Consider the following 17,607-nt stretch of genomic DNA (forward strand, 5'->3'; position numbering starts at 1 on the left):
ATCTTGACCAATTAAACAAATTAAAAAAAGCGAGTGTACGAAAGTCAAAGTCGATTTCGCATGCTCGCTTCTTTAGTATAATTTAGCATTTCTACTACTTCTAATATTAATCACTACTTGGGATTTCATTATTGATAGTCTACCCCTATATACAGCATATATAGGTTTAAATTACGTGTTTATAAAAATTTATCAAATATCAGCGCTTTAGCTGGTACTTGTTTCTCGTCAAATCCTCTTATAAATTCTTCATTGTCATATGGGACTTTAACACGTTCAATTGAAAATTCATTTTCATCAATCGTTACAATACCATAAACTGCATATGCACCATTATTAAGACCTACAGAGCCCGGATTAAAATAAACTGTAGATTTATCATCATATAAATGTACAGTGTGGTTGTGACCAAACACGATTAAATCTGCTTGTTTATCTTCAAACAAAGCTTTTATGTTTTCTTCACTAGGTTCCACAATTGGACTATATGGTTGACCATCAATCGGTGTAGTTAATTGTTCATTTGGTATTTCATAATGAATAAACAGCACTTTTTTTTGATTAAATGTTTTTTCAATCACACGTGGTAGTTCATTTAATCTGTCGTAATAATCTTCATCTAAATGACTTTCAATCCATTGGTGATGTTCGTAAAATTTGTCTTTTAAGTCTTCAGGATAAGGTGTGTCATTCACTATCGACATCACCGCTTCATCATGATTACCCGCGATGATTTCCATATCATCTCTGTCAAAAATTTCATCAAGTACTTTATTCGTTTCATGTCCAACCCCGATATTATCACCCAGGTTAAATATCTTATTGATATCTTCTCTTCTATCAATATCATCTAAAACAGTTTCTAATGCATCAAAATTTCCATGAACATCAGTAATTATTGCAAATTTCATGATGATATCTCCTTTCAACTTTTTCTCATTAGGACATTTTAACATTTTATTGCCAATTTGTTACCTATTAATTTTAAAATTATCAAATTTTTGATATCGTATGTTTATGACTAAAAAGGAGTGCTTAAAATTTGTTTAAATTTCATAAATTAGCATTACAAAATGCAAAACCCCAAAATGCTAAAATTTTAATGTTCACAATTGTAAGTTTTATAATATTGTTTGCTTTAACAGTCCTGACATTTATGCCAGTACAACCCGCTATTTATAAATTGTTAATGGCAATGGCTATGCAACAACCTATCGGTGGCGCCATATTTTCACTTGTACTTGCAATACTCATACCATTAATCGTATTTATATTTATTGGTTACCCATTAATAGCTGGAACTATCTACACTATAGACAAAGCTTTAAATAAAGACAAGGTAAATTTCAAAGATTTATTTTCAACATTTAAAAAAGGCAAATACTTAAAAGGATTAAAATTTTCTTTATTTACTTTAGTTTTTGTTATTATCGCATTGTTACTTAATTTACTAGTTTCAAAAGTACTAAATTTAGGAATCGTTCAACTATTTTCAGCATTACAAGGACCATTAAGTAGTTCTGATCATGCACTTGGATGGTCTCTTGCTTACCAAATTGTCGCAGCAACAATCGTATTATTTATTCAATCATTCATTTACTGGTTCTTAGCGATTATCGCAATCAATTATACTTTAGCTTTTGTTAAAGAACCTAGTAATGGTGCATGGTCATCAGTAAAAAGAGGATTTAAAGGCATTAAAAATGGTCAAAAAACTTGGTTCAAATTCTACCTTGGTTTATTATTACTAAATTTAATCGTCATCCTACTTGCTAATCCAATTAGTCAATTGGTTGCTATATTTACTGGTAGTATGTCTCAAACATTAGCAATGGTAATTATTTACATTGTTACAGTCATTGTGATTATCATTAGATTAATCGTTTACTATACAAATATATTAGCGATTATTCAGTACTATAATCGTAATGGTGAAAGCATTGAAACTACAAAAGTTAAGAAAAATAAAAAGTCAAAACAACCTATAGATAATGAACTAGAAAGTAAGCAATCTGAAGCAAGCAACAGTGTAACGGATACAACTGAAAAGACAAAATCGAATGTTACTGAGCAATCTGAAAACATGCAAGACAAAGTCAAAGATGAAACATCAGATTTAAAAAACAATCTAAATAAAACTGACAAGTAATATCATTCGAAAAATAATCACGCAGATGCAAAAAGAGTCTGGGACAAAAATAGATGTCCCGGACTCTTTTTCATTTAGCCATTAGATGACTACCTTATTTTCTCTATGCCTATCATTTAATCTTGTAAGAAACGTGCTTTTAAATAACGTGCTGCACCATTATCTTCATTAGTATCATCAGTCACATCATCTGCTAGAGCTTGAATTTCAGGACGTGCATTTTTCATAGCGACAGTATAATGACCAAATGCAAACATAGCTTTATCATTGTCACTATCTCCAATCACTAATGTTTCTTGTTGCGCGATGCCGAAATGCTCAATCATTTCTTTTATACCCGTCCCTTTATCAATACGATATGCCATCGTTTCAGCATTACAACGTGAAGAATTAGACACACTAATTTGTAACTTATCTTGATCTTTTAATAAGTTATTTCTAAAGTTTGTTATTTTTTCAATATCTGGTGAAAATAAATAAATTTTTGAAAATGATTTTTCAGGTATACTTGTTTCCCAATCTACCTTATCAACGAGCGAAGCTTTTCGAGAAGACCATTCGGAAACACCTACATCACCCGGTGGCGTGGCTGGTTCAAATAATGCATTTGCCCATGCTTTATCTTCCTGTAAAACAATACGATTACTGTCAAATGGGAATATTTCATAATAGATTGCCTCTTGTTGTGCGCGTTGTACAATGTCAATTACAGCATTGTAAGACAAGCTGTGCTTAAATAAAACGCTATCCTTAACCATTCCTAAAGTACCATTTGAACTAATAATACCATCGACTGCAAATGATTCAGGAACAAGATAATGTATTTCATTATGTGCACGACCTGTTGCTAAAAAGACTTTATATCCCTTATCTCTTAATTGTTGAATAACTTCTGTTGTTTCTAAATCAACACGATTATCTTTATGTAAAATCGTGCCATCCATATCTAAAAATATTGCCTTAACATTATCCATTTTTATATAATCCTCCATCACATATGATCATCTTAAATTATGGCATTAACTATGCTAATGTGCAATCTACACATTATTCATAAATAGTGCGTAGCGTTGATTTTGATAGCGTACATTGACATTTCTATTAAAAAAGTTGCTCATAACATCACTATTTAAAATATCTTTAATATTACCTTGTTTATAATTCTTACCTTGCTTCAGTAAAAAGCCTTTTTGTATATCTTGTGTAATCTCTTCAATAAAATGCGTCACATATATAACAGCTAATTCAGGTTGTTGTTGGTATAATTTTTCGAGCGCTTGTAACAGATCTTCTCGTGCTATAAAATCTAAGCCAGATGCTGGTTCATCTAAAATAAGTAATTTGGGGTGACCCATCAGCGCACGAGCAATAAGTACCTTTTGACGTTCTCCTGTAGATAGATAACCATAGTATTTTGACTCAAAATCACGCATCCCCATTTGTTCTAAATATTGTTGTGCCAATTCAATATGATGTGGTTCTATAGTTTTAAATACACCTATGGAATTAAATATGCCACTAATTACAACATCTCGCACCAATTCGCCATCTTGAAAACGATCCATTAAACTATTTGAAACAAACCCTATGTAATCTCTGACTGTTTCAGCAGAATAGCCCACTTTTCCTGGTTGCATGCCAAATAAGTTTATCGTTCCAGCAGTATTTGGTTCGTAGGCGTTTAATATGTTTAGCAATGTTGTCTTACCAGCACCATTTAGGCCATAAAGCATCCATTTTTCACCTTCGTTAATTTGCCAGCTCACATTTTTAATGATTTCCTTACCTTGTTTTCTACGTGATATATTTTTCAAGTCAATTAACATGTTATACCCCTTTTCTCTTATGCAATTTCTAACATGACTTAACAAATCACCTTTATTCGATCATTTGTGTTGTCTAAATATTTTATCCAATGCCTTTCCTTTTGCCAGTTCATCTATCATTTTATCTAAATATCTAATTTCTTTCATAACGGAGGCTTCCATATTTTCTACACGTACACCACAAATGACACCCGTTATTTTTGTTCGCTCTGGATTTAAGTTAAGCGCTTGATTTATAAATGTTTCATAATCTGTCCCATCCGCAACCAAGCGATCAATCTCTGATTGCGTGTAACCTGTCATCCATCTTATAATTTCATCCGCTTCTTGTTTGGTTCTATCCTTTTTCTCTACTTTTTTAATTAATAAATCGTATACTTTTCCAAAAGCCATAGAATAAATTTTAGGTTTTTCCACTATATTCAACTCACTTTTAAAGTTTATCTAGTTATGATGATAAGCATAATAAACATAATAACATTTTAAAAATATTTTGATTTATATAATAATTAAAGTTCAAATTTGATTGTAATCGTTATCGTTGATTTATATTAGTGCTACTCATTTAAAACAATACAATTCATGATTAATCCACAATAACTATCATTTAACTACATACCTCAAACATTTAGTTCTCAATATACTGCCTATTGCACTGTATATCACTGAAATATAAATCAAAGTCATATTTTTTATTATAAAAAAAGAACAAGAATGAAATCAAAACTTTAAGTTTGATTTCATTCTTGCCCTATTTATACAATATATGATTTCATGCATTTAAATTAGATATTACAATAGCACTACTAATTAGCTGTTAATCATATGCTCTTTATTCAACTGTTACTGATTTAGCTAAGTTACGTGGTTTATCAACATCTAAATCTCTGTGTAATGCTGCATAGTATGAAATCAATTGTAATGCAACAACTGAAACTAATGGAGTTAATAGTTCGTGCACATGTGGAATAACATATGAATCGCCTTCTTTGTTCAAGCCATCCATTGAAATAATACATGGGTTTGCACCACGTGCAACTACTTCTTTAACGTTACCACGAATAGACAAGTTGACTCTTTCTTGTGTAGCAAGTGCAATAATTGGTGTACCTTCTTCAATTAAAGCAATCGTACCGTGTTTTAATTCACCACCAGCAAATCCTTCAGCTTGAATGTACGAAATTTCTTTTAATTTTAATGCGCCTTCTAAACTGACATTGTAGTCTCCAGTACGACCGATAAAGAACGCATTACGCGTTGTTCTTAAGAAATCTGTTGCAATTTGTTCCATAATATCTGCATCATCTACGATTGTTTCGATTGCAGTTGTTACTTTTGCTAATTCACGTAATAAACTTACATCAACATCTTTACCATGCTCTTTAGCAACGATTTGTGACAAGATAGATAATACTGCAATTTGTGCTGTATAAGCTTTAGTAGATGCTACTGCAATTTCAGGACCTGCATGTAACAATAATGTATGATTTGATTCACGTGATAATGTTGAACCAGCTACATTAGTGATTGTTAATGATTTATGACCTAAGCGGTTTGTTTCAACAAGCACGGCACGGCTATCTGCTGTTTCTCCTGATTGAGAAATGTAGATAAATAGTGGGTTCTCAGAAAGTAAAGGTGTATTATATACAAACTCAGAAGAAACATGCACTTCTGTAGGGACACCAGCCCATTTTTCAATAAATTCTTTACCTACTAAACCAGCATGATAGCTTGTTCCGGCAGCAATGATATAGATACGATCTGCTTCGGCAACATCTTTAATCACTTCTGGATCCATCTTCAAGTTACCCTCTTCATCTTGGTACTCTTGGATAATACGACGCATCACTGCAGGTTGTTCGTGAATTTCTTTTAACATATAGTGATCATAAACGCCTTTTTCTGCGTCTGCTGCATCTATTTGTGCAGTATATGCTTCTCTTTCTTGAACTTGACCCTTTTGATTTTTGATAATGACTTCGTCACGTTTAACAATAACGATTTCATGGTCATGAATTTCTTTATAACGATTTGTAACTTGTAACATAGCAATTGCATCTGATGCAATAACGTTAAAGTCATCACCTACACCGATTAATAATGGTGATTTATTTTTAGCTACATAAATTGTATCTTTATCTTCATTATCAATTAATCCTAAAGCGTATGAACCGTCTAATAGTGAAACAACTTTTGTAAATGCTGCTTCTGTATCAAGGCCACTATTTGAGAAATATTCTACAAGTTGAACAATGACTTCTGTATCTGTTTCAGAAATAAATGATACATCTGATAAGTATTCGTTTCTTAATTCTTCATAATTTTCAATTACACCATTATGAACTAATGTAAAACGTTCCGTCGTTGATTGATGCGGATGTGAATTTTCATAATTTGGCACACCATGTGTAGCCCAACGTGTATGACCAATACCTACATTACCGTCAGTAGCTTCACTATCTGCAACTTTTCTTAATTCTGCGATACGACCCTTTGCTTTGAATACTGAAGTACCTTCATCATTTACCACTGCTACACCAGCTGAGTCGTAACCTCTATATTCTAATTTTTCTAAACCTTTTAATAATAATTCTTTGGCATTATCTTGCCCAATATATCCAACAATTCCACACATTTTAAAATTTCCTCCAATTTAATGGTGAAGAGATAATTGAACTTCTAGCGAATTCGAACCTGTCCAATTTAATATAAACCATCGAAGGCAGACTTCTCCCTATATTTATCATATAGAAATTGAAAATACCTTGATGGCAATGGTTATCTCATTCACCGTATATTTTTATATTTAATTTTTGGCTATCTTATTAACTTTGTGCACCAGGTTACCCTAATGTTTTCCTTAATAAGTTAACGAATGAGCCACATCCGGGATAGCATCCGCCGATGGTTCGATAACTACCCTCCTCGTCTACAAACTTCGATTATCGTGTCTATTAAGATTTCTGTTATAAACCTTAAATTACAAACACATAACCTCTTCACTTGTACAGGCGCTTTAATTGAACTAACGCTTAAACTGTCCTCCTTCCTATCAATATTATTAATTGTACAATGTTCTTATTACTTAATGCAAATAATTTATTAACAATTTATTTACAAAATAACTTTGTGCTTAATCAGTGACATTTAACATGTAATATCCATATTTATGAAGTGTCCAGTTATATTCACAAACTTGTCAAAGATACTGTGACAAATTTGAAATTACTTTCTATTGTTTATTCCCCTGTACCCCCATACAATAAAGTTATAAATAAAAAGAGAAAAAGAGGTGCAATTCTATGTCACAAACAGAGACGCAAGAAAACAAAGGTCTTGGACGTAAGGTACAGGCATTTGGTTCATTTTTAAGTAGTATGATTATGCCGAATATCGGTGCATTTATCGCATGGGGCTTTATCGCTGCAATCTTTATTGATGGTGGTTGGTGGCCTAATAAAGATTTAAGTGAATTAGCTGGACCTATGATTTCATATTTAATTCCCTTGCTTATTGCATATAGTGGTGGTCGTTTAATTCACGAAATGCGCGGTGGTATTATTGCTGCTGTTGCAACTATGGGTGTTATCGTAGCATTACCTGATACACCAATGTTACTTGGTGCTATGATTATGGGACCACTTGTAGGTTGGTTAATGAAGAAAACAGATGAGTTTATTCAACCTAGAACACCACAAGGTTTTGAGATGTTATTCAATAATTTCTCAGCTGGTATCTTAGGATTCATCATGACTATTGTTGGATTTAAAATATTAGCTCCAATTATGGAATTTATTATGCATATCTTGTCACTTGCTGTTGAAGCATTGGTACATGCACATTTACTTCCATTAGTAAGTATTATCGTTGAACCTGCTAAGATTGTCTTCTTGAACAATGCAATTAACCATGGGGTTTTCACACCACTTGGTGCAGATCAAGCAGCATCTGCTGGACAATCTATCTTATACACAATTGAATCTAACCCTGGACCTGGTCTTGGTATTTTAGTTGCTTATATGATTTTTGGTAAAGGTACAGCAAAAGCAACATCATATGGCGCAGGGATTATCCACTTCTTAGGTGGTATTCATGAAATTTACTTCCCATACGTATTAATGCGTCCTTTATTATTTATCGCTGTAATCTTAGGTGGTATGACTGGTGTGGCAACTTATTCATTACTTGATTTCGGCTTCAAGAGTCCTGCCTCACCTGGTTCATTCATCGTTTATATGTTGAACGCGCCTAAAGGTGAATTCTTACACATGGTGCTTGGTGTACTCTTAGCAGCAATCGTATCATTTATCGTGGCAGCACTTATTTTGAAATTCACAAAAGAGCCTGAAGAAGACTTAGAAGCAGCTACCGAAAAAATGGAAGCTTCAAAAGGGAAAAAATCAAGTGTATCTTCTAAGCTAAAAGGGAATGAAGATAATAATGCAACTTCAACTACCGCTTCTACTTCAACTTCAGAAAATAATGAAGAACAATCAGAAGAAGCATTGTTAGATAATTATGATACTGAAAATGTAGACGCACATGATTATAGTAAAGTGAATCATGTTATATTTGCTTGTGACGCTGGTATGGGATCAAGTGCTATGGGTGCAAGTATGTTACGTAATAAATTTAAAAAAGCAGGCATCCAAGATGTAAATGTTACAAATACTGCAATCAATCAATTGCCTAGCGATGCACAACTTGTTATCACTCAGAAGAAACTTACTGACAGAGCAATCAAACAAGTTCCAAATGCAATCCATATCTCTGTAGATAATTTCTTAAACTCTCCTAGATATGATGAATTACTTGAAAATCTTAAATAATAAATAATCACTATATAGAACAATACTGGAGGGTATGGCTATGTTTTTGAGTACACGTGAAAAAGAAATTATCGAAATGTTAATTAAATATCACGGTCAATATGTCACAATTTACGACATTGCTCAAAACTTAGCTGTATCCTCTCGTACTATTCATAGAGAATTAAAATCAATTGAATCGTTCCTATCTAATTTTGATATAGCATTAGAGCGCGTCACAAAAAAAGGCATACAACTCAATACAAGTGAAGGTGCTCTATCTTCACTGAAACATGCCTTATTGCATGAAAACACCATAGATTTATCACAAGAAGAACAAAAAGTAATCATTTTATATGCATTGATACAATCTGATACCCCTATTAAACAATATGGATTGGCACAAGAAATTGGTGTATCGAATCAAACACTAACGAAACTCTTAGATGAGCTCGATGTGGAACTTGATTTATATCAATTACGTTTACACAAAAAACGTGGAGAAGGTATTCAATTACATGGCGCAGAATCTAAAAAACGTGAATTATTAAGTCAATTAATGGTCAATAACCTAAATAGTACCAGTGTTTATTCCGTAATCGAAAATCACTTTGTTTATCAATCTATTAATCAATCCCAACTAGCTATGGTAGATATGGATAAGATTTTCCAAATTGAACGAATTCTTATGGACCATCTCGATCAATTGCCCTACTCATTGACTGAGTCTAGTTATTTAACCCTTACAGTGCATATCGTCTTAAGTATTGATCGGATGTTAAATGGTCAGTATGTTGCATTGAACGACGATATTTATCAAAGTGTTAAAGATTCATTTGAACATGAGGTGGCACAAGCGCTTGCACTACATCTTGAGCATATATACGGGGTTCAGTTTAATCAAGCCGAAGTGACTTTTATTACGATTCACCTCCGCGGCGCAAAACGAAAAGAATCTGCAGAAGTATTTAAAGACAGTAAAGATGAATCAAAAATCGAAAAATTCATACAGTCAGTCACGCATTTTTCACACCAAACATTTAAAGATACTGAAACTTTAAGCGAAGGTTTAAAATTGCATATCATTCCAGCTATTAATAGATTAAATGCCAATATTGAAACATATAATCCATTAACTGAAATGATTAAGCACAAATATCCGCGATTATTTGAAAGTGTACATCGCGCCTTATTACAAACTTGGCCAGATTTTACATTTCCAGATAGTGAAATTGCATTTATTGTTTTACATTTTGGCGGCGCTATTCAAAGCCAAGGTGCTCACTTATATAATGTGCTGGTCGTATGTAGTAGTGGTATAGGTACGAGTCGTTTACTTGCTACGCGTTTGCAACAAACCTTTAGCGAAATCCAAAAAACTACACAGGCTTCTGTGGGTGATTTAAAAAAAATGGATACATCACAATTTGATGCAATTATTTCTACTGTAGATATCGATATTACAACCCCTTATATTACAGTAAATCCCCTACTAACTGATGCAGATATCAATCATGTTGCAGCGTTCTTAAATACACAGCAACATCAATTTAAGCATCAAGCTATTGAACCGAAGCATCATAATATTTTAAATCCTGAAGACAAACTAAATTATATACGAAAAGGTTTAGAAATTATCGATTCGGTAAATATTGACTACACAATGGTATCAGATTGGAGTCAGTATTTAACATCAACATTATTATCACATCAAATTATTACGGATGGGCCGTCATTCGCTGAACTTATTAAGCAACATATGGACAGTCAAGGGTTTGTTTTAGAACCCTACCCTATCGCTATACCTCATTTAAAAAATGATATCATCAAAAAACCATTCATACTTATAACGATTTTAAATGAGCCTATTGTGCTTAAAAGTAATCAAAATGGCAATCAATCCGTGAGATATTTATTAAATATGTTTGTACCTCCCGATGACACCATGTCTCAATTGGTAAGTGAAATATCTGGAAAAATGGTAGGGCATCTTGATAATATCGATGGATTTATGGAAAGACCCGAACAACTTCAAGTTTTATTGAAGCAAAGTTATCTGATACAATTACAAAATTTATTAAATATGGAGTGAAGACAATGAGCGAATTATTTAGCAATGAAAACATTTTTATTAACCAAACAGTAAAGGATCAAAACGAAGCTATTGAAAAAGCAGGTCATGCCTTAGTATCTGGCGGTGCAGTGACTGAAGATTATATTCAAGCTATGAAAGATCGTGAACAAGTTGTATCTACATTTATGGGTAATGGTTTAGCCATTCCACACGGTACAGATGAAGCTAAAACAAGCGTATTAAAATCTGGTCTAACTTTAATTCAAATTCCTGAAGGTGTCGATTGGGAAGGTGAAGAAGTTAAAGTTGTCGTAGGTATTGCTGGTAAAGATGGCGAACATTTAGATTTACTTTCTAAAATTGCGATTACTTTTAGTGAAGAAGAAAACGTTGATCGTATTATTAATGCATCATCTGCTGAAGAAATCAAACAAGTCTTTGAGGAGGCTGAAGCATAATGAAAGCATTACACTTTGGTGCAGGTAATATTGGTCGTGGTTTTATTGGATATATTCTTGCGGATAACGATGTAAAAGTTACTTTTGCTGATGTGAACGAAGAAATTATAAATGCTTTAGATAAAGAACATCAATATGATGTCATCCTAGCAGATGAAGCAAAAACAACTACACGTGTGCATAATGTCGATGCAATTAATTCAGGTGGCCCTTCTGAAAGCCTAAAACAAGCCGTATTAGAAGCAGATTTAATTACTACTGCTGTAGGCGTTAATATCTTGCCTATTATTGCAAAATCATTTGCACCTTATTTAAAGGAAAAAGAGACGCCAGTTAATATTGTTGCTTGTGAAAATGCAATAATGGCCACAAATACATTAAAAGATGCCATTTTAGATATCACTGGTCCTTTAGGTGATCATATTCACTTTGCAAACTCTGCTGTCGATCGCATCGTTCCTTTACAAACAAATGACAATCTTTTAGATGTTATCGTTGAACCATTTTACGAATGGGTAATTGAAAAAGATGCTTGGTTTGGTCCAGAATTAGATCATATTAAATATGTAGACAATTTAACGCCATACATTGAACGTAAATTACTCACTGTTAACACTGGTCATGCTTATCTTGCTTATGCAGGTAGATTTTATGGCCAACCAACAATATTAGATGCTGTTAATGATGATAATATTAGACATGGTTTAGAAAATGTTCTAAAAGAAACAAGTCAATATATTACAACACAATTCAATTTTACAGAAAGTGAACAAGCTCAATACGTTGATAAAATCATTGGTCGTTTCAAAAACCCTAATTTATCAGACGAAGTAACACGTGTTGGACGAGGCACTATGCGTAAAATCGGACCACAAGATAGAATCATTAAACCACTATCTTATTTATACCAAAATAATTTGAAACATGATGCACTCATCAAAACAGCGGCATTATTATTAAAATATGATGATACCAATGATCAAGAAACAGTTGAAAAAAATGAGCACATTGATAAACATGGTGTAGAAGGCTTCTTGAAATCATTTGCTAAAACAGATGATCAATTAACTTCAGAAATAGTAAAAGAATATAATGTATTGTAAAATTAATCTATAATTAAAAAAGCACGGATAAGCTTAATTCAGCCTATTCGTGCTTTTTTATATCAAAATTATTTTTAGAGCCACTTTTTAGAACTACTTTCACATTTTATGTGAATTAGTAGTTCTTATGCATGAGCTTAGCTCGTGTAATCCTTAATCATTCTAGTAGTTCTTATGCATGAGCTTAGCTCATGTAATCATTAATCATTCTAGTAGTCTTATACATGTGCCTTAGCTTATATAATATTAAACTATTTTCAATACAATAACATCTACTACTCTATTAAGAAAGAGACTGAGGCATCTATTTATGTCTCAGTCTCTTTCCTTTAAAATATATTAATTGTCTAAGCCCATTTTATCTTGGACTACTTCAGCAATTGTATTGGCATAACGTTGCGCATCCTCATCTGTCGCAGCTTCAACCATTACACGAACAAGGGGTTCTGTACCTGATGGTCTTACTAAGATACGGCCTTCTCCATTCATTTCAACTTCAACCTTAGTCATTATTTCCTGTACATCTATATTCTCTTCAACACGATATTTATCAGTAACACGAACGTTGACTAATGATTGAGGATATTTCTTCATTTGACTTGTAAGTTGACTCAAGCTTTTACCAGTCATTTTAATGATACTTGCAAGTTGTACACCTGTTAACAAGCCATCACCCGTTGTATTATAATCCATTAATACAATATGACCTGATTGCTCTCCACCAAGATTATAGTTACCACGTCTCATCTCCTCAACAACATAACGATCTCCAACTTTTGTTTTATTTGATTGGATACCTTCATTCTCAAGTGCTTTATAGAAACCTAAGTTACTCATAACTGTAGAAACAATCATATTATTATTTAATTCCTGATTCTTACTCATAGCTTGACCAATAATAAACATAATTTGATCACCATCTACGATATTTCCCTTTTCATCGATAGCAATTAATCTATCACCATCACCATCAAAGGCTAATCCAAAATCACACTCAGATTCTACAACGACTTTAGCAAGTGATTCAGGATGTGTTGATCCTACTTCTTGATTAATATTATAACCGTTAGGATTACATCCAATTGTTACTGTATCAGCTTCTAAGTCACCAAATAGAAATGGTGCAAGTGATGAAGTGGAACCATGTGCACCATCTAGTGCAATTTTCATACCTGCTAAATCAACGTCTACAGTCGATTTTAAATAACTAATATATTTTTGCGCGCCCTCAAAGTAGTCTGAGTAATGTACGATGTCTTCGCCAACCGGTCTTGGTAAATCAGGGTTATCTTGATCTAATAAATGTTCGATTTCTTGTTCTTGATCATCTGATAATTTAAATCCATCAGAACCAAAGAATTTAATCCCATTGTCTGGTACTGGATTATGAGAAGCTGAAATCATTACACCAAGATCAGCCTCCATTTCACGTGTTAAATAAGCCACACCAGGTGTTGAAATAACACCTAAACGCATAACCTCTGCACCAATAGAAATCAATCCAGCAATTAAAGCAGATTCTAGCATTTCACCAGAAACACGTGTATCTCTACCTACTAGTACTTTAGGATGCTTTTCACCTTCATTATGTGCTAAAACATAGCCACCATAGCGTCCTAATTTAAACGCAAGTTCTGGCGTTAATTCTTTATTTGCAACGCCCCTTACGCCATCTGTACCAAAATATTTTGCCATTATATATATATCTCCTTTATTTTAAAAATCTATTTAACTGTTATTTTTGCAGTGGTATCTTTCGGACTAACTTTTGTGACCTTATCTGGAACTTGGAAATCTACCTTTTTCTCAGTTGTATCTGAAACGCCATCCAAATTAATTCTTGCAGTAATTTCATCAATGTCATCTAAGTCGTCTTTGTTACCATAGATTTCAACTTCGTTATCATCTAATTTAATATCTTTAACTTCTTGTCCATTTGAAAGCGAACCAACAGATTTCATTTTCACTTTTACTTTTTTACTATAATCTTCTACTTTAACACTTAAATTGACTTCATTAGGGTCAATTGAAACATCAATTTTGTTTAAGTTTCTATCAAATGCTGTTATTTTCGCAACGTCTGTAGTGTCTTTTGAAACTTTACTTTTGTTTTTATAAGTAGCTTTTAAATAAGCGATTTTATCTAGTTGCTTTTGTCCACCTGTAACTTTAACTGTATCAGGTGAAACGCTTTGTTCACTTATTTTATAGTTAGAATTCAAATCATTATTACTTACATCTGGTTCAATTTTAAATGTTTTACTTACTTTTTCTTCCAGTGAAACAGTTGTTTCTTTTGGTTTCACTGTGTAATCAATATCTTTGTTTAATCCATTAATTTTAAATTGAGCTGTATGTTTACCAGCTTTTTCACCACTAAGATCTAAAATAGCTCTAATGTTTTCACCATTTTCTGCTTTTAAAACTTGTGATTGTGGTCCAGAAATTTCAACATCTACTTTATTTGGAACTTCACTTGCATAAAGTTCTTTATTATTGTATTTCACTTGAACTGGCACATCTTGAATAGTTTCAGATGATTTTTGACTTAAGTTATCTGCATCAAAAATATTTCCAAACATGTTATTAGCTGACAAGAAAAATAATACAGCTAACATCAATGCGATTAATCTTAAACCCCATTTACTTTCTAACATATTAGTTCACACCTTTCTCATGAAAGTGTGTGCCAAACCAATGTTCAGCTAGTAGTTCTTCAAAAGCTTCATTAGAAATATCTTTTCTCAATTTACCATCAAATGTAACAGAAATCGAACCCGTTTCTTCAGATACAACTACAGTAAATGCATCTGATACTTCTGAGATACCAACTGCTGCTCTGTGTCTTGTACCTAAACTTTTTGCTATTTTTGCGCTATCAGATAACGGTAAATAACTTGCTGCACTTGCAATTTTATTTGCTTGAATAATCATTGCACCATCGTGTAATGGCGTATTTGGTATAAACACATTCGTTAATAATTCTTGTGATATTTCTGAATTCATAGCAATACCAGTTTCAATATAATCCTGTAAACCTGTTTCCTTTTCAAAAACAATCAAAGCACCTATACGACGTTTAGCCATATATTGTACAGCTTTTGACACAGATGATATTAATTTATCTTCATCACTATTTAAATTCGTAGAATATCGTTTGAATAAACTGCCTCGACCAAGTTGTTCTAAGGCACGTCTGATTTCTGGCTGGAATATTACAATTAATGCTAATACACCCCATTGAATAACTAAATCAAATAAACGGGATGTTGCTGTTAAGTTAAGCATTTTACTCAATTGTTGGCCAATCACTATCACGACAATACCTTTTAATAGTTGAATGGCTTTGGTACCTTTAAAAACTGTAATGAGAAGATAAAGTACATACCATACGATGAGTAAATCGAGTACACTAGCAATAATTTTTACTGTACTCCAGTCGTCAAAAAAGTTGGATAAATCCATAACATCTCCTCCGGTTATCTGTTCCCATGTTACCTATTATACCAATCATAACACTAACTGTCATATTTAGTATTTATTTTTTATCTAAAATAAACGAAAACGGATGTAGAATGCATCTACATCAGTTTGCTTTATTATTTATAATAACGTTTCTCCAAAGAAACTGCCTACAAGCCCAACAGCTTGTTCAGCTGTATCATTATTATGATCTATTAATGGGTTAACTTCTACAAGATCCATTGAAGTTACTAAATTAGAATTATGTAGAAATTCTAGCGCAAAATGACTTTCACGATAAGTTAGTCCACCTAATACTCTAGTACCTGTACCAGGTGTTTCAACTGGATCTAAAGCATCAACATCCAGAGATAGATGAATGCCATCTGTTTTTTCTTTCAAGTAGTCTATTGTTTCTTTAATGACTTGTTTAATACCATATCTATCTACTTCAGCCATCGTATATGTTTTAATATTATTGTCTTTAATATATTGTCTTTCGCCTACATCCAAGTCTCTCATACCAATGAGAACGATATTCTCAGGTTTTACTTTGGGCGCATAATTAGCAATGTTGACTAACTTGTCATCCCCATCGCCAGCAAGTATTCTTAAAGGCATACCATGGATGTTTCCTGAAGGTGACTCTTCTGGTATATTTAAATCTCCATGCGCGTCATACCATATAACTCCTAAATTTTCATAATGCTTACTGACTCCAGAAATAGAACCAATCGCAATAGAATGGTCACCACCTAAAATTAATGGAAAATGGTTATTTGATATACTATTGGAAACAGACTGACTTAATGTTTCAGATGTTTCAATAATTTCCTCTAAATTTCGTAGTCCTTGTTGCTCTGAATTGAATTTATTTAAATTAAGTTCTGGTACATTTATATTGCCAGAATCTTTTACAGTTAATCCAATCGCTTCAATTCTTGCTACTATACCAGCATAACGTATTGCATCTGGACCAAGGTTTACCCCTAATTTCCTTTGTCCAAATGTAGATGGTGCACCTATAATTTCTACTGTTTTGTTCATCTATAAAACCCCTTTGTTGTTATCTTGTTACTAGAATAATCTAAAGCGTTTGAGTTTTCAACCTTGGGTAATACAGTACATTTAGCTATTTCATTTCTTTTTACATATAAAACCACTTTAATGATTTATCATTCAATAAAATGATGATAAAAACACTGTTTTTACTATTTTCAATCATAATATTGTATAAAAAGAAAATGATAAATTTAATTTCAACAAAGCGATAATTAATTTAAAACATAAAAAAAGTACTTCTCATATGAGAAGTACTTAAGAGTGAGCCATAGTGGGCTCGAACCACTGACCCTCTGATTAAAAGTCAGATGCTCTACCAACTGAGCTAATGGCTCTAATGGCTGGGCTAGCTGGATTCGAACCAGCGCGTGATGGAGTCAAAGTCCATTGCCTTACCGCTTGGCTATAGCCCATTAATGGTGGAGGGGGGCAGATTCGAACTGCCGAACCCGAAGGAGCGGATTTACAGTCCGCCGCGTTTAGCCACTTCGCTACCCCTCCAAGCTGTTCAATTAAGAATGGTGGAGAATGACGGGTTCGAACCGCCGACCCTCTGCTTGTAAGGCAGATGCTCTCCCAGCTGAGCTAATTCTCCTAATATGTATGACCCCGACGGGACTCGAACCCGTGTTACCGCCGTGAAAGGGCGGTGTCTTAACCGC

The 17,607-nt window shown here is 33.2% G+C and carries 14 protein-coding genes and 4 tRNA genes; 5 read left to right on the forward strand and 13 right to left on the reverse strand.

The features are described 5' to 3' along the window. Nucleotides 1-179 precede the first annotated feature (179 nt). The gene (locus tag L987_RS05245; RefSeq protein WP_011302643.1) at nucleotides 180-911 is read right to left on the reverse strand and encodes a metallophosphoesterase family protein; all 732 of its coding nucleotides are present in this window, start codon (nucleotides 909-911) and stop codon (nucleotides 180-182) included. Nucleotides 912-1,042: 131 nt separating this feature from the next. On the opposite strand from L987_RS05245, the gene L987_RS05250 reads away from it, so the two are divergent. After that, nucleotides 1,043-2,149, forward strand: a complete 1,107-nt coding sequence (locus L987_RS05250) for a hypothetical protein (protein ID WP_047503336.1) — start codon at nucleotides 1,043-1,045, stop codon at nucleotides 2,147-2,149. Nucleotides 2,150-2,265: 116 nt separating this feature from the next. On the opposite strand, the gene L987_RS05255 is transcribed toward L987_RS05250, so the two are convergent. The 4 genes from L987_RS05255 to glmS form a co-directional block, all read right to left on the reverse strand. Then, nucleotides 2,266-3,123, reverse strand: coding sequence for an HAD family hydrolase (locus tag L987_RS05255; RefSeq protein WP_047503338.1), 858 nt, complete (start codon nucleotides 3,121-3,123; stop codon nucleotides 2,266-2,268). A gap of 66 nt (nucleotides 3,124-3,189) precedes the next feature. After that, nucleotides 3,190-3,975, reverse strand: coding sequence for an ABC transporter ATP-binding protein (locus L987_RS05260; protein WP_011302641.1), 786 nt, complete (start codon nucleotides 3,973-3,975; stop codon nucleotides 3,190-3,192). A 60-nt stretch (nucleotides 3,976-4,035) separates the two neighbouring features. After that, entirely contained in the window at nucleotides 4,036-4,392 is a 357-nt protein-coding gene (locus tag L987_RS05265) for a DUF2200 domain-containing protein (protein ID WP_047503340.1), read from the reverse strand. Between the two features lie 415 nt (nucleotides 4,393-4,807). After that, a complete protein-coding gene (glmS, locus tag L987_RS05270; RefSeq protein WP_047503342.1) occupies nucleotides 4,808-6,613 on the reverse strand; it encodes a glutamine--fructose-6-phosphate transaminase (isomerizing) in 1,806 nt (601 codons plus the stop codon). 667 nt (nucleotides 6,614-7,280) lie between these two features. Here glmS and L987_RS05275 point away from each other — a divergent pair. From L987_RS05275 to L987_RS05290, 4 genes are read left to right on the forward strand one after another with little or no spacing between them, the layout of a single operon-like run. Further along, nucleotides 7,281-8,807 carry a PTS mannitol transporter subunit IICB gene (locus tag L987_RS05275; RefSeq protein ID WP_011302638.1) on the forward strand — a complete coding sequence of 509 codons (1,527 nt, stop codon included), beginning with the start codon at nucleotides 7,281-7,283 and terminating at the stop codon, nucleotides 8,805-8,807. Between the two features lie 40 nt (nucleotides 8,808-8,847). Then, on the forward strand, nucleotides 8,848-10,878 hold the full coding sequence (locus L987_RS05280; protein ID WP_047503345.1) for a BglG family transcription antiterminator: 2,031 nt from the start codon (nucleotides 8,848-8,850) through the stop codon (nucleotides 10,876-10,878). A gap of 5 nt (nucleotides 10,879-10,883) precedes the next feature. Further along, nucleotides 10,884-11,318 carry a PTS sugar transporter subunit IIA gene (locus L987_RS05285; protein ID WP_047503346.1) on the forward strand — a complete coding sequence of 145 codons (435 nt, stop codon included), beginning with the start codon at nucleotides 10,884-10,886 and terminating at the stop codon, nucleotides 11,316-11,318. After that, on the forward strand, nucleotides 11,318-12,421 hold the full coding sequence (locus L987_RS05290; protein ID WP_047503348.1) for a mannitol-1-phosphate 5-dehydrogenase: 1,104 nt from the start codon (nucleotides 11,318-11,320) through the stop codon (nucleotides 12,419-12,421). Before L987_RS05285 ends, L987_RS05290 begins: the two co-directional genes overlap by 1 nt. 339 nt (nucleotides 12,422-12,760) lie before the next feature. On the opposite strand, the gene glmM is transcribed toward L987_RS05290, so the two are convergent. The 8 genes from glmM to L987_RS05330 all read right to left on the reverse strand — a co-directional run bounded on the left by glmM (nucleotide 12,761) and on the right by L987_RS05330 (nucleotide 17,540). Beyond that, a complete protein-coding gene (gene glmM / locus L987_RS05295) occupies nucleotides 12,761-14,116 on the reverse strand; it encodes a phosphoglucosamine mutase (RefSeq protein ID WP_002482671.1) in 1,356 nt (451 codons plus the stop codon). A 29-nt stretch (nucleotides 14,117-14,145) separates the two neighbouring features. Further along, complete coding sequence (locus L987_RS05300) at nucleotides 14,146-15,078, reverse strand: CdaR family protein (protein ID WP_047503351.1); 933 nt, start codon at nucleotides 15,076-15,078, stop codon at nucleotides 14,146-14,148. A 1-nt stretch (nucleotide 15,079) separates the two neighbouring features. After that, nucleotides 15,080-15,886: a diadenylate cyclase CdaA gene (gene cdaA, locus L987_RS05305; protein ID WP_011302634.1), complete on the reverse strand. Its 807-nt coding sequence runs from the start codon at nucleotides 15,884-15,886 to the stop codon at nucleotides 15,080-15,082. 138 nt (nucleotides 15,887-16,024) lie between these two features. Then, entirely contained in the window at nucleotides 16,025-16,930 is a 906-nt protein-coding gene (gene rocF, locus L987_RS05310; protein ID WP_047503353.1) for an arginase, read from the reverse strand. Between the two features lie 277 nt (nucleotides 16,931-17,207). Continuing rightward, nucleotides 17,208-17,280, reverse strand: a tRNA-Lys gene (locus tag L987_RS05315). Nucleotides 17,281-17,283: 3 nt separating this feature from the next. Then, nucleotides 17,284-17,358 (reverse strand) — tRNA-Gln (locus L987_RS05320). Between the two features lie 4 nt (nucleotides 17,359-17,362). After that, nucleotides 17,363-17,446: transfer RNA gene (locus tag L987_RS05325), tRNA-Tyr, on the reverse strand. A gap of 18 nt (nucleotides 17,447-17,464) precedes the next feature. Next, a tRNA-Val gene (locus tag L987_RS05330) sits at nucleotides 17,465-17,540 on the reverse strand. Nucleotides 17,541-17,607 lie beyond the last annotated feature (67 nt).

Origin of the sequence: Staphylococcus sp. ZWU0021 (assembly GCF_000798895.1) — a bacterium.
GTDB lineage: Bacteria > Bacillota > Bacilli > Staphylococcales > Staphylococcaceae > Staphylococcus > Staphylococcus saprophyticus.

Excerpts from the sequence above, each read along its gene's own strand:
- L987_RS05280 (WP_047503345.1), top strand. The coding sequence starts at position 8,848 with ATGTTTTTGAGTACACGTGAAAAAGAAATTATCGAAATGTTAATTAAA.
- cdaA (WP_011302634.1), bottom strand. The coding sequence starts at position 15,886 with ATGGATTTATCCAACTTTTTTGACGACTGGAGTACAGTAAAAATTATT.
- L987_RS05285 (WP_047503346.1), top strand. The coding sequence starts at position 10,884 with ATGAGCGAATTATTTAGCAATGAAAACATTTTTATTAACCAAACAGTA.
- L987_RS05290 (WP_047503348.1), top strand. The coding sequence starts at position 11,318 with ATGAAAGCATTACACTTTGGTGCAGGTAATATTGGTCGTGGTTTTATT.
- glmS (WP_047503342.1), bottom strand. The coding sequence starts at position 6,613 with ATGTGTGGAATTGTTGGATATATTGGGCAAGATAATGCCAAAGAATTA.
- rocF (WP_047503353.1), bottom strand. The coding sequence starts at position 16,930 with ATGAACAAAACAGTAGAAATTATAGGTGCACCATCTACATTTGGACAA.
- L987_RS05255 (WP_047503338.1), bottom strand. The coding sequence starts at position 3,123 with ATGGATAATGTTAAGGCAATATTTTTAGATATGGATGGCACGATTTTA.
- L987_RS05245 (WP_011302643.1), bottom strand. The coding sequence starts at position 911 with ATGAAATTTGCAATAATTACTGATGTTCATGGAAATTTTGATGCATTA.
- L987_RS05260 (WP_011302641.1), bottom strand. The coding sequence starts at position 3,975 with ATGTTAATTGACTTGAAAAATATATCACGTAGAAAACAAGGTAAGGAA.
- L987_RS05275 (WP_011302638.1), top strand. The coding sequence starts at position 7,281 with ATGTCACAAACAGAGACGCAAGAAAACAAAGGTCTTGGACGTAAGGTA.
- glmM (WP_002482671.1), bottom strand. The coding sequence starts at position 14,116 with ATGGCAAAATATTTTGGTACAGATGGCGTAAGGGGCGTTGCAAATAAA.
- L987_RS05300 (WP_047503351.1), bottom strand. The coding sequence starts at position 15,078 with ATGTTAGAAAGTAAATGGGGTTTAAGATTAATCGCATTGATGTTAGCT.